The 12,872-nt window shown below is 66.1% G+C and carries 11 protein-coding genes; 4 read left to right on the plus strand and 7 right to left on the minus strand.

Translation table 11 applies throughout. The features are described from left to right. Positions 1 to 24: 24 nt before the first annotated feature. Positions 25 to 1,215, minus strand: a complete 1,191-nt coding sequence (locus tag NUV79_RS19115) for an extracellular solute-binding protein (protein ID WP_257734655.1) — start codon at positions 1,213 to 1,215, stop codon at positions 25 to 27. 160 nt (positions 1,216 to 1,375) lie between these two features. Between NUV79_RS19115 and NUV79_RS19120 the strand changes: the two genes are divergently transcribed. Further along, entirely contained in the window at positions 1,376 to 2,071 is a 696-nt protein-coding gene (locus tag NUV79_RS19120; RefSeq protein ID WP_257734656.1) for a GntR family transcriptional regulator, read from the plus strand. Positions 2,072 to 2,116: 45 nt separating this feature from the next. Then, positions 2,117 to 3,313: a mannonate dehydratase gene (gene uxuA / locus NUV79_RS19125; RefSeq protein WP_257734657.1), complete on the plus strand. Its 1,197-nt coding sequence runs from the start codon at positions 2,117 to 2,119 to the stop codon at positions 3,311 to 3,313. A 58-nt stretch (positions 3,314 to 3,371) separates the two neighbouring features. Here the strand turns inward: uxuA and NUV79_RS19130 are convergent, their stop codons facing one another. The 6 genes from NUV79_RS19130 to NUV79_RS19155 form a co-directional block, all read right to left on the minus strand. Continuing rightward, positions 3,372 to 4,076: an urease accessory protein UreE gene (locus NUV79_RS19130; protein ID WP_257734658.1), complete on the minus strand. Its 705-nt coding sequence runs from the start codon at positions 4,074 to 4,076 to the stop codon at positions 3,372 to 3,374. Between the two features lie 109 nt (positions 4,077 to 4,185). After that, positions 4,186 to 5,214 (minus strand): ABC transporter substrate-binding protein, encoded by a 1,029-nt coding sequence (locus NUV79_RS19135; protein ID WP_310225244.1) that lies wholly within the window; start codon positions 5,212 to 5,214, stop codon positions 4,186 to 4,188. Positions 5,215 to 5,287: 73 nt separating this feature from the next. After that, positions 5,288 to 6,175, minus strand: a complete 888-nt coding sequence (locus NUV79_RS19140; RefSeq protein ID WP_257734660.1) for a DUF1003 domain-containing protein — start codon at positions 6,173 to 6,175, stop codon at positions 5,288 to 5,290. 181 nt (positions 6,176 to 6,356) lie between these two features. Further along, complete coding sequence (locus tag NUV79_RS19145) at positions 6,357 to 6,695, minus strand: hypothetical protein (protein ID WP_257734661.1); 339 nt, start codon at positions 6,693 to 6,695, stop codon at positions 6,357 to 6,359. Between the two features lie 104 nt (positions 6,696 to 6,799). Beyond that, entirely contained in the window at positions 6,800 to 7,705 is a 906-nt protein-coding gene (locus NUV79_RS19150; protein ID WP_257734662.1) for a PfkB family carbohydrate kinase, read from the minus strand. Further along, entirely contained in the window at positions 7,702 to 8,151 is a 450-nt protein-coding gene (locus NUV79_RS19155) for a VOC family protein (RefSeq protein WP_257734764.1), read from the minus strand. Before NUV79_RS19155 ends, NUV79_RS19150 begins: the two co-directional genes overlap by 4 nt. A gap of 91 nt (positions 8,152 to 8,242) precedes the next feature. Here NUV79_RS19155 and NUV79_RS19160 point away from each other — a divergent pair, with 91 nt between their 5' ends. Together NUV79_RS19160 and pepN are read left to right on the plus strand one after the other, a co-directional pair. After that, on the plus strand, positions 8,243 to 9,685 hold the full coding sequence (locus tag NUV79_RS19160; RefSeq protein ID WP_257734663.1) for a cation diffusion facilitator family transporter: 1,443 nt from the start codon (positions 8,243 to 8,245) through the stop codon (positions 9,683 to 9,685). 331 nt (positions 9,686 to 10,016) lie between these two features. Beyond that, positions 10,017 to 12,662, plus strand: a complete 2,646-nt coding sequence (pepN, locus tag NUV79_RS19165) for an aminopeptidase N (protein WP_257734664.1) — start codon at positions 10,017 to 10,019, stop codon at positions 12,660 to 12,662. The last annotated feature ends 210 nt before the right edge of the window (positions 12,663 to 12,872 follow it).

Genomic DNA, 12,872 nt, shown 5'->3' on the forward strand with positions numbered 1-12,872 from the left:
CGAGGCCCGCCGCTGCGATCGGACTTACTTCTTCTTGGCGCCGCCGACCTGCTCGTCCCAGATGCGGAAGGCGATCACCATCTTGTCGGGGTTGAGCGGGGTTTCCATCGGATTATCGGCGATGAGCTTCTCGTATTCGGGCCGGCCGAACTCGGCGATGGCCTTCTGGCTGGAGGCCGGGGCCATCGAGAGCGGCACGTCCTTCACGGCCGGACCCGGATAGAAATAGCCCTCGTCATAGGTGAAGGCCTGCTGCGTGGGCGTCAGCATGTGGCGGATCAGGTCGAGCAGCACGTTGAGCTTCTCGTCCGAGACACCCTTCGGGATCATCATGTACTGGGCGTCGGTGACCCAGTGGAAACCCTTGAGCGCCTGGATCTTGGCTTCCTTCGGCACGATGCCGAGCACGCGCGGGTTGATGTCCCAGCCGGTGGTCGAGACGATGATGTCGCGCGAGCCGTCGCCGAGCTCCTTCATCGTCTGGCCGGTGCCGCCCGGATAGTACTCGATGTTCTCGCCGAGTTCCTTGAGATAGGCCCAGGTCTTGTCCCAGCCCTTCTCAGGATCCTTCGGGTCCTTGTCGCCGAGGAGATAGGGCAGGCCCATGATCCAGGTGCGGCCGGGGCCGGAATTGGCCGGGCGGCCGTAGAAGAAGCGGTTCTTGTTCTGCTTGGTCCAGGCCAGCAGCTCTTCCGCCGTGGTCGGCACCTGCTTGACGCGGTCCGGCATGTATTCGAGCAGCGGGCCGGAGGGGTAGTAGACCATCGCCATGGCCTGGCCCTGCCCGAGATTGTGCATGGCGAGCGCCGGCTTGAGGTAGATGTCTTCCGGCTTCGGCAATTCGGCCTGCAGGCGCGGCAGCAGATCGACCCAGAGCTTCTGGTCGATGCCGGCCGAAAGCACGTCCAGGCCACCGATGACCATGTCGATATCGAGGCGGCCGGCATTCTGCTGGGCCTTGATCTTCGCCGGGAGCTCGGGCGCCGGGGCCTTGGTGAAGACCATGCGCGAGACGGCCTTGGGATTGGCCTTCGGATAATTCTCCAGCGGCGTCTGGACGAGCGCGAGCGCCCCGCCGACGTCGATGATGCTGATCGTCAGCGGCGAGGCCGGCAGCTTGAGCTGCTGCGCAAAGACGCCGGGCGCATGCGCAGCGACGCCGAGACCGGCAACGCCACCGATGAAATGACGCCGATTGATGCTGTCGTGAGCCATGATTTCTCCTCCAGATGTGGATGCCCGCTTACGAGCTTTATTATGATGTGCGAGCCTGACCGCCCCGATCCGGCCCCTGCCCTCGCCCCGGGAACCTGCCAAGTTGACGCAGCCCCCGGTTGATCAGTATCCTAGTATACTAGTCGTCGAGAGCTTGGCAATGGCCCACCCAGCAACCCGTCACAGCACGGACCAAATCTACAGCGTTCTGCGCGGCGATGTGATCAGCGGCGCGTTGAAACCGCGCGAATCGATGTCGGAGGCGCGGATGGCTTTGCGCTTCGGCGTCAGCCGCACACCTGTGCGCGAGGCCTTCAAGCGGCTGGTCGACGAGGGCTTCCTCGTCGCCGTGCCGCAGGTCGGCACCTTCGTCGCACCGATCGACCTCGCCGCCGTCCATGACAGCCAGTTCGTGCGCGAGACGCTGGAATGCCGCACCGTCGTGCTGGCCGCCCAGCGCATCGGCGATGCCGATTGCCGCCGCCTCGCGGCCCAGATCGAGGAACAGGCAGAGGCTGTCCGGCGCGGAGAGCGCTCAGAGATCTTCCGCCTCGACGAGGTGTTCCATGCCGAGATCTCGCGCATCGCCGGGCACCGTGCGGTCTGGAGCATGATCGAGAGCGTGAAGGCCCAGATGGACCGGGTGCGCTGCCTTTCGCTGGAGACGCCGTCCTGGTCCGAGGTGATCCTGAACGAGCACAGGATCATCGCTGCCTGCATCATGAAGCATGACGCGAAAGGCGCGGAAGCCGCGATGCGCGCGCATCTGCGCACCGTCTTCGCGACGATCGACACGATCGCAAAGGACCATGCGGACGCCTTCGACGATTCCCGCCTCGCTCCCGAAGCCCCCTGACGCCGTTTCCCGCGCAGCGACATTTCTCACAAGGATAACAAGACCATGGAACAATGCTGGCGCTGGTTCGGGCCGGACGATGTCGTGACTCTGGCGCAGGCCCGGCAGGCGGGCGCGACCGGCATCGTCAACTCGCTGCACCAGATTCCATATGGCGTGATCTGGAGCACCGAGGAGATCGAGAAGCGCCAGGCCATCGTCCGCTCCGACAAGAGCCTCGGCCTCGAATGGAAGGTCGTCGAGAGCCTGCCGATCCACGAGAGCGTGAAGATCGGCGAAGGCGATCTCGAAACCGTCTTCGCGAACTACCGCCAGTCGATGCGCAATCTCGCTGCCTGCGGCCTGGAGGTGATCTGCTACAACTTCATGCCGGTGCTGGACTGGACCCGCACCGAGCTTGCCCACAAGCTCCCGGGCGGCGGCACGGCGCTTCGCTTCAACTTGCACGAATATGTCGCGCTCGACCATTTCATGCTGAAGCGCAAGGGCGCCGACGAGGGCCATTCCACCGAGGTGATGGACAACGCCAGGGCGTGGTTCGAGAAGTCCTCGCAGGCCGATCGTGATCGGCTACTCTCGAGCGTCATGGCCGGCCTGCCCGGCGCCTTCGACCGCTACGACCTGCCCGGCCTCGCCCGCATTCTCGATCGCTATGCCGGCATGACCCATGACAAGCTGCGCGCCAATCTGAAGCGCTTCCTGGAGGCGATCATCCCGACCGCTGAAGAGGTCGGCATCCGCATGTGCATTCATCCGGACGACCCGCCGCGCTCGCTCTTCGGCCTGCCGCGGATCTGCTCGACCGAGGACGACATCGCCTACATCCTCGGCTCGGTCGAATCCCCCGCGAACGGCCTGACGCTGTGCTCGGGCTCGCTCGGCGCCAATCCGAAGAACGACGTTCCCGGCATCGCCCGGCGCTTCGCCGACAAGATCTGGTTCGCGCATCTGCGCAACGTCGCCAAGGACCCGGACGGCTCCTTCATGGAGGCCGAGCATCTCGGTGGCGATACCGACATGGTCGCGCTGGTCGATGCGCTGATGGCCGAGGAGCAGCGCCGCAAGTCAGCCGGTCACCCGCACTGGCAGATTCCGATGCGGCCCGACCATGGCCACGAACTGCTCGACGATGTCGGCAAGGGCTCGTTCCCGGGCTACCCAGCGGTCGGGCGCCTGCGGGGGCTCGCGGAGTTGCGGGGCGTGATGACCACGCTGGCGCAAGTCAAAGGCTACGCGGCCTGAAACGCGAAAGGCGGGCCTTGAGCCCGCCTTTTATAGGACTATCGAAGCGCCTGCCTCTTCAGTGATCGTGGGAATGGCCCTTGTGGCCATGCGCGGCGCCATGGCCGTGACCATGATCGTGATGGCCATGGCCGTGATGGTCGTGATCATGGCCGCAACCGCAACCTTCGCCATGAGCGTGCTGGTGCTTGTGATCATGGTCGTGCTTGTGGCCATGCGCGTGATCATGGCCATGGTGTCCGTGGCTGTGGTCATGGCCATGATGGTGATCGTGATGGTCATGACCATGGTCGTGATGATCGTGCCCGCAGCCGCAATCATCGCCATGGGCGTGGTGATGCACTTCCGCCTCCGGCTGGAAAGGACGCTCGACCACCGTCATCGAACAGCCCTGCCCGCGCACCAACTCGCCGAGCGCGGCGTCGTTCGGGATGTAGAGAGCCTCAGCCGTCATCTCGGCCGGGACGTGATGGCCGCCGAGATGCCAGGCGAGGCGCACCAGCCGCAGCGGGTTCTCGGCGCGGATTTCCAGCAGGCTTTCCGGCGCGGCCTTGATCTGGACCAGCGTGCCGTCTTCCAGCTTCAGCGCATCGCCGTCGTTCAGCACCGCCGCCTTGTCGAGCGCGATCGCGAGCTCCAGCCCGCCCGTGGCGCGAACGCTCACGCCGTTGATCGCGCGGTCGCGATGGCCCAGCGGCAGCGTATCGACGACGCGCTCGGCCTTGACGGCGGCCTTGCGGAGAACGGAGGTGGCGCGAAGCATCGGTGCGATCCCATGGCTTGAGGCTCAGGCGCCACGCGCCCGAGCCCGGATCGCAGCTTAGTAGCACAAACCGGCGGCCGTGCTACCAAGCCTGGATGTCACAGGGGCCTCAGCGCGGCAGCGCCTTGACCTCGGTGTCGAACTTCTTGAGCAGGCGCGAGCGCTCGGCCGGCGAGCCCCAGCGCGGGGTGTCGTAGTCGATCAGCTTCATCTCGGCGAATTTCGGCGCGTCCGGCGAAAGCAGCGAATTCTTGTTCGACGGGATCGAGTTGATCTTCAGCTTCGCATTGATGTTCTGGGCATCGGGCGAGAGCGTGAAATCGACGAACTTGCGCGCGGCCTCCGGGTTCTTGCCACCCTTGATGATCGAGACCGAGCCGGTCTCGTAGCCCGTACCCTCGCAGGGAGCGAAGGTCTCGATCGGCGCGCCCTGCAGCTTCTGCGTCAGCATGTCGTGGATGAAGGCGATGCCGACAGCCGTCTCGCCGAGTGCTGCCGCCTTGACCGGGGCGATGCCGGACTTGGTGTACTGGCTGATGTTCTTGTGCAGGCTCTTGAGGAACTCGAAGCCCTTCTCCTCGCCGAGGCGCTGCACCGTCGTCGCCAGGAAGACATAGGCCGTGCCCGACGAACTGGGATCGGCGATCTGGACCTCATCGCGCAGCTTGGGATCGAGCAGGTCGGCCCAGCATTTCGGCGCGGCGATGCCCTTCTTCTTCAGGACTTCGGTGTTGTAGCCGACGCCGAGCGCGCCGAGATAGATGCCGTTGGTGCGGAATTTCGACTGCTCGGCATGGCGCTGCGCCCAGTCGTGCAGTTCCGGCAGCTTCGGCGACTTGTACTCGTCGAGCAGGCCTTCGTCGGCCGCCTGGAGATGCGGCTCGCCCGGCCCGCCCCACCAGACGTCGCCGCGCGGATTGCTCGCCTCGGCCTTGACCTGCGCATAGACCTCGCCGGTGCTCTTGCGGACCATCGCGACCTTGATGCCGGTCGCCTTCTCGAACATCGCCGCGCCCTCGCGGCACTGCTCCTCGAGGATCGAGCAATAGACCGTGACCTGACCCTGGGCGAAGGCCGGAGCTGTGAAAGCCAGGCCGGCGAAGAGCGCGCCAACCGGCGCAAAGCGCGAAGAAACCATCATCATCCTCCCGATCGGATTCGTTTGCCGACGAAAAGACCGATGGGAGGATGGGGAGTCAAGCGAAGAGCGGCTAGGCCTCGCCCTCCGGCTTGCCGGGCGCGGGAACTGCCGCCGCCTCGGCTGGCTTCGCGCGCTTCTTCTTGGCGACGGGCTTCTTGCGGCGCTTCGCCCGCGCCTTCGGCAGTTGCGCTTCCTGCAGCATCTCGAGCTGGACCTGCTGGATCTCGGCGAGACGCTGCCATTGCCGGGTGACGAGATGGTCCATCTTCTCGTGCAGATGCCGGATTTCGAGCTCGGCCTTCAGGTTGACCTGGTAGTCGTTGAGCGAACGCAGCCGATCCTTCGATTCCTGCCGCTTCTGGCTCATCATGATGATCGGCGCCTGCACCGCCGCGATGCAGGACAGGACGAGGTTCAGCAGGATGAAGGGATAGGGATCGAAGGCCTTGGCCTCGCCCATCAGGCCGTTGATCCCCATCCAGACCGCCAACACGAAGCCGAAGCTGATCAGGAAGGCCCAGGAGCCGCCAAAGCTTGCGAGATTGTCCGAGAAGCGCTCTCCGAGCGTGCGGTGCTCCTCGAAATCATCTTCGGTGTTCTCGGCGATGGTCTCCTGCCGGGCGATGCTTTCGGCGACCTCGCGGTCGAGGTCCGAGTACTCGCCGTGTTCCTCGCGCAGGATTTCCTCAACATAACGGGTGCGGTAGCGCGCGAGCTCCTTCAGGCTGATCAGCGCGTGATCGGGCAGGTCAGGGAAGTCGTTGCGGATATGGTCGGCGAGCGCGGGGCGCAGCGTGCCGATCTCGATCAGGTTCTTGCGCGCCAGCTCCTGCCCGCTGATGGCGCAGATTCCGCGCTTCTTGCTGGCCGCGCCGGCAACGCTCGCCGGATCGGCCAGGGTCGCGAGAGCGGCCGACGGCGCCTCCGCGACCTCACCATCATCCCGTTCCTGTGTCATTCCCTGCCCGTCATTCACGTAGCGTGCCTTCCGTAGATTGCACCTGATCTCCCCGTCGATACCAGCACCCTAAAAAGCCCGGCCGATGGCAGCCTTCCGAAACGAGATCGCCCGGCGAGGCGGCTGCCTCTCCGGGCTCATGGTCGTCACGGGGCCGCACGCGGCCCGTTCGGGCTAGGCCTCAGCCTTTCGGCTTCTCGTCCTTGTCGGCTTCGTCCGAATCCTCGTCATCCTCTTCGGATTCGTCGGCCTCGCCGCCCTCATCTTCGTCCTCGTCGTCTTCCTCGTCCTCTTCGTCGAGGTCGAGATATTCGTAGCCGAAGACGATCTCGCCGGTCTCCGGATCGAAAGCGCTGGCCGAAGCATCCTCGAAGGCCTCGATCAGGAGTTCGGCATCCTCGGCCCCCTCGACATCGAAGCGGCGCACGGCCTCTTCGCCGTCGGCCCGCAGGACGAGCTCGATCGACCACCCCTTGCCCGTAGTGTCATAGATGCATTTCAGACCCTGGATCGCCAGCATGATGCTCTCTCCTGAGCGCGGCAGCGCGCGCCGGGTCAGATGCCCGACGCGCGTGACGACTGCACGACGCTGGAAAGACAGAGGTTAGACAGCGATCGGCCGGGCTAGGCGCCGGCCTGCACGAGGAAGCGCTCGACCTCGTCGCGCTTCGGCGCGCCGCTGCGGCCACCGAAGCGAGTGCATTTGATCGCGGCCGCCGCCGAGGCGAAGCGGATCGCCGCCGGCTCGGCCTGCCCTTCGGCCAAGGCGAGCGCGAAGGCGCCATGCCAGACATCGCCGGCGCCCAGCGTATCGACCGTCTCGACGATGAAAGCCGGACTATGCCGGACCTGCCCGTCATCGACGAAGAGCACGCCCTCCTTGCCGAGCGTGACCGCAAGCCAGGTCGGGACGCCGGCCGCAACCTTGGCAAGGCCAGCGCGCGGGTCCTCCTCGCCGGAAATCTCGCGCAAGGCCTGCTGGCTGAAGGCGACATGGCTCGCCGTGCCGACGAGATCGGGATGCGGCGGCCTACGGTCGCCGTCGAGCACGCCGGGCACGCCGGCAGCGCGGGCGAGCTTCAGGGCGGCAAGCGCCCCCTCCCCCCAGCGCGTATCGGCAAGCACGGCGCCAGCACCCGTTGGAAGCGCGGCCGGCAGCCAGGCGACATCCTCCGGCATGGCCGGGTCGGAATAGGAGATCACCATGCGCTCGCCTTCGGCATCGACGAGAATCGCCGAGACGGGCGAACGCAGGCCGGCGACGCGGCGGGCGAAGCCGGCATCGACGCCTTCCGATTCGAGATCGGCAACGATCTGGTCGCCGGTCAGGTCATCGGCGAGGCGCGTCGCCAGCCAGCAGGCTCCACCGAGGCGGGCGATCGCGACCGAGGCATTGCCGGCACAGCCGCCACCGACGACGGCGAGCCCGCGCGAGCGGTACTTCTCGCCGCGGGTCGGCATGGTCTCGACGCTGTAGACATAGTCCAGCGTCGCGATGCCCAGGCAGAAGACGCCGGCCAAGGCCTTCACCAGCTCCCGGTGTTCTGCATGCTCGCCCACGGCTCGGCCGGGGCCTTCGGCTCGCCCTTCTGGAGCAGTTCGATCGAGATGTTGTCGGGCGAGCGGATGAAGGCCATGTTGCCGTCCCGCGGCGGGCGGTTGATGGTCACGCCGGCCTTCATCAGCTTGTCGCAGGTCGCGTAGATGTCATCGACCTCGTAGGCGAGATGGCCGAAGTTGCGCCCGCCGGTATAGGTCTCCGGGTCCCAGTTATAGGTCAGCTCCAGCGTCGGGCGGCCGCGCGAGGCGCCGGCCTTGGCCTCCGCCAGATCGTCGGAGGCCGCGAGGAAGACCAGCGTGAAGCGGCCCTTCTCGTTCTCGATGCGGCGGGTTTCGACCAGCCCGAACTTGTTGACGTAGAAATCGAGCGCCTGATCCAGGTCGGTCACGCGCACCATGGTGTGGAGATAACGCATCATGTTTCCTCGTTGAGGGGCGGCAGGGTTGATCCGTTTCCTAAATCAGGCAAGAGCATCGCCGTTCCAAGCCATCTGAACAGGACGCGCCATGACGACAACGCAAGACGGGCCGGCGACGGCACCGGCCGTGCGCGCCACGCCCGCCCAGATCGCGCAGATCAAGCAGCGCGCCGCGATCATCTCGGTGATGGCGACGATCCTGCTCACCGCGGCGAAGATCGTCGGCGCCATCATCTCCGGCTCGCTCGCCCTGCTCACCGATGCCCTACAAGGGCTGGTCGATGTCGGCTCGACGCTGTTCACATGGTATGCGGTCCGCGCCTCCGACAAGCCGGCGGATGACGAGCACCATTACGGCCATGGCAAGGTCGAGGCACTGGCCGCTCTGGTCGAGACCGCGATCCTGTTCACGCTCGCCGGTGCGATCCTCTGGGAGGCCGGCAACCGGCTCTGGACCAATGTCATCGAGCATGTCCAGGTGACGCCGCTCGTCATCGGCGTGCTCGTGCTCTCGATGATCGTCGACGCGATCCGCTGGCGTTCGCTGACCAAGGTCGCCAGGGAAACCGGCAGCGAGGCGCTGGCCGGCGAAGCCACGCATTTCTCGGCGGATTTCGTCGGTTCGGGGCTGGTTCTGCTCGGCCTTGTCGGCATCTGGTACGGCTTCGAGCGGGCCGACACCGCCGCCGCCTTCGCCATCGCCGCCTATACCGCCTTCTCGGCCTATCGCCTCGCCCGGCGCGTGCTCGATACGCTGATGGATACGGCGCCCGAGGGCGTCAGCGACAAGCTGCGCGAGGTCGCGCGCGGCGTGCCCGGCGTGGTCGGGGTCAACTGGCTGCGCGTGCGGCCTGCCGGCGGGCGGGTCCATGGCGAAATCGGCATCAGCGTCTCGCGCACCCTGCCGCTCGACCGTGTCGTCGCGATCAAAGCCCAGCTCGGCGAGGCCCTGCTCAAGGCTGAGCCCGGCGCCGAGATCACGATCACCGCCGACCCCGTGCAGGTCGATGACGAGACGGCGCTGGAGCGCGTGCTGCTGATCGCGCTCAAGCTCAAGATCCCGGTGCACCACGTCACCGTCCACTCGATCGGCGAGAAGCTCTCGGTCAGCCTGGACATGGAGGTCGACCAGAGCCTGCCGCTCGGCGAGGCGCATGAGATCGCGACCCGGCTGGAAAGCGCGATCCGCGCCGAATTCGGCGGCGAGACCGAGGTCGAAACCCATATCGAGCCAATGGAGACCGGCCAGCCCTCCGGCCATAACGCCGCCTGGGAAACGGTCGAGGATATCGGCAAGGCGCTGGCTGGCGAGGCCGCGAAGGTCGCCGGGCCGATCCACGACATCCACAGCGTGCGCGTGCGCCAGACCGCCAAGGGGCTGGTCGTCAACTACCATTGCCGCGTCGATCCGACGCTGGACGTCGCCGCCGTGCATCATGCCGTCGATGCGATCGAGCGCGCGGTACGCCTCGCCCGACCGCAGGTCTGCCGGCTGGTGAGCCATGCGGAGCCGGCGGTTCCTGTGGGCTGAGATTTCCCAATCTCTGCCCACAGGCACAGGTCGACGGCAGCGCGACATACTCTTCAAGAAAGCTCGGACAGCGCGGGAACCCCTCTCCTGTAAGGAGAGGGGTAGGGGTGAGGTGTAGACCCCTGGACCAGTTTCGGGCGCCCTCACCCCGCAGCAGCAATCAGGTCACGGCCAAAACGTCCAACGGCCTACCCCTCACCCTACCCTCTCCCTACGGGAGAGGGTTCCCCGCGCTTGCTGGAGCAGCGCCCCATCCCGGAATGCTGTGTTGTTTCCCTCCCGAGCCGGCATGCTCTAGAACCGCACCCTGACCTTCGCCACCAGGGATTCCATGCGTACCGACGACGCCCCGCTGATCCGCCTCGAGGATTACCGCCCCAGCGACTGGCTGATCGACACGGTCGATCTCGACGTCGCCCTGCATCCGCAGAAGACGCGAGTGCGGGCCCTGCTGGCGCTCCGGCCCAATCCGGAAGGACAATCCGGCGCGCCGCTGAAGCTCGACGGCGACGAACTCGTGCTGAAGGCGCTGGCCATCGACGGCAAGCCGCTCGACGCGTCCGCCTATACGGTGACGCCGCAGGCACTGACGATCCCGAACCCGCCGCCGCATGACTTCACGCTGACGATCGAGACCGAGCTCAACCCCTCCGCCAATACCAAGCTGATGGGGTTCTATCGTTCGTCGAAGGTCTATTGCACGCAGTGCGAGGCGGACGGCTTCCGCCGCATCACCTATTTCCTCGACCGGCCTGACGTGATGAGCGTCTACACCGTCAGGTTAGAGGCGGCGAAGGCCGAGGCGCCGGTGCTGCTCTCCAACGGCAATCTCGTCGCGGCGGCCGAACTCCCCGGCGGCGACCGGCATTTCGCCGTCTGGCACGATCCGCACCCCAAGCCGGCCTATCTCTTCGCGCTGGTCGGCGGGGCGCTCGACCATGTCCGGCAGGATTACGTCACGGCCGATGGCCACAAGGTCGAGCTCGCCGTCTATGTCGAGCCCGGCAAGGCCGAACGCGCTGGCTGGGCGCTGGATTCGCTGGTGCGCTGCATGCGCTGGGACGAGCAGGTCTTCGGTCGCAACTATGATCTCGACGTGTTCAACGTCGTCGCCGTGTCCGACTTCAACATGGGGGCGATGGAAAACAAGGGCCTCAACATCTTCAACGACAAATACGTCCTGGCCGATCCGCAGACCGCGACCGATGGCGACTACGCCTCGATCGAAGCGATCATCGCGCATGAGTATTTCCACAACTGGACCGGCAACCGCATCACCTGCCGCGACTGGTTCCAGCTCTGCTTGAAAGAGGGCCTCACCGTCTTCCGCGACCAGGAATTCTCCTCCGACGAGCGCTCGCGCCCGGTGAAGCGCATCGCCGATGTCCGCACCTTGCGCTCGACCCAGTTCTCGGAGGATGCCGGCCCCCTCGCCCATCCGGTGCGGCCGCGCGCCTACAAGGAAATCAACAACTTCTACACGCCGACGGTCTACGAGAAGGGCGCGGAGGTCATCCGCATGCTCAAGGTGCTGATCGGCGACGACGCCTTCAACCGCGGCATGGACCTCTATTTCGAGCGCTGCGACGGCACGGCCGCGACGATCGAGGAATTCCTCGCCTGCTTCGCCGAGACCTCCGGCCAGAACCTCGACCATTTCGCAAGGTGGTACGAGCAGGCGGGCACGCCGACCATCGTCGCCTCAGGCCGCTACGATGCCGCCGCGAAGCGCTACACGCTCGATCTGGCGCAGAGCACGCCAGCGACACCGGGCCAGCCCGAAAAGCAGCCCGTTGTCCTGCCGATCAAGCTCGGCCTCGTCGGCGCCAAGGGCGACCTGCCGCTGAAGACGGCCTCGAACGCCTATGCCGGCGACGGGCTCGTCGTGCTTGACCAGCCCTCGCTGTCGGTCACCTTCGAGGATATCGCGGAAGCGCCGATCCCGTCGCTGATGCGCGGCTTCTCGGCCCCGGCGCGGCTCGATCTCGATTTGTCCGATGCCGACCTGCTGCGCCTGTTCTCGGCGGACAGCGATTCCTTCAATCGCTGGCAGTCGCTCCAGAGCGTCGCCACCCGCGTGCTCTTGGCCGCCGGCAAGCCCGGCGCTGATGCCGGAGTGCTGGCCGCGACCGCCGGCAAGCTCGGCGAGGCGCTGCAAGGCTTCCTCAAGGCCGATGCGCTGGCTGATCCCGCCTTTGCGGCGCAGGTGCTGCGCCTTCCGGCGCCGGCTGACATCGCCCGCGAGATCGGCCGGGATGTCGATCCCGATGCGATCTTCGTCGCCCACCGCAAACTGTCGGGCGGCATCGGCAAGGCCCTGCTCGGTGAATTGCCGGGCCTGCGCGGGGCACTTGCTGCGAGCGGCGCCTATCGCCCTGACGCTTCCTCCGCCGGTCGGCGGGCGCTGCGCAACGAACTGCTCGGGCTCGCGGCGCTTGCCGCTCCGCATGACGCCGCCGACCTCTGCGAGGAGCAGTTCGCGTCGGGCGACAACCTGACCGATCGCCTCGCCGCGCTCGCGGCGATGACGCTGATCCCCGGCGAGCGCCGCGAGATCCTGATCACCCGCTTCGCCGAGACCTATGCCAGCGAGCCGCTCGTGCTCGACAAATGGCTGATGGCGCAGGCGCTGATCGCCGAACCCGGCACGCTGCAGCGCGTCAAGACGCTGATGCAGCACCCGGCTTTCTCGCTCGGCAATCCGAACCGCGTGCGGGCGCTGATCGGCGGCTTCGCGGCGAACCTGACCCAGTTCAACCGGGCGGACGGCGCGGGCTACGAGTTCGTCGCCGATATCGTGGTCGCGCTTGACAAGACCAACCCTCAGGTCGCCTCGCGCCTGCTCGGCTCGTTCAAGAGCTGGCGCATGCTGGAGCCCGGCCGCAAGCGCCTCGCGCAAGAGGCTCTGAGCACCGTCGCGCGCCTGCCGAACCTGTCGCGGGACGTCGCCGACATCGCCGAAAGAGCGCTCGCCTGAACGCTCTCCGGGATGGTTAATGGCGACCTGTCCAAAACATTAACGTTTCATTACCCGCGCAGGATTCATCGCCATAAGCACTACAACCTAAAGGAGAATTCGACGCTGCTGACTCAACTCAGGGCTAGACAAACCAAGGCGCCCGGATTCAACTGACAGTGATTCGCGGGGATGCGGCACGTCTCCCGATCTTACTGACGGTAAAGTTCC

The organism is Allobosea sp. 47.2.35 (assembly GCF_024655635.1).
Classification (GTDB): domain Bacteria; phylum Pseudomonadota; class Alphaproteobacteria; order Rhizobiales; family Beijerinckiaceae; genus Allobosea.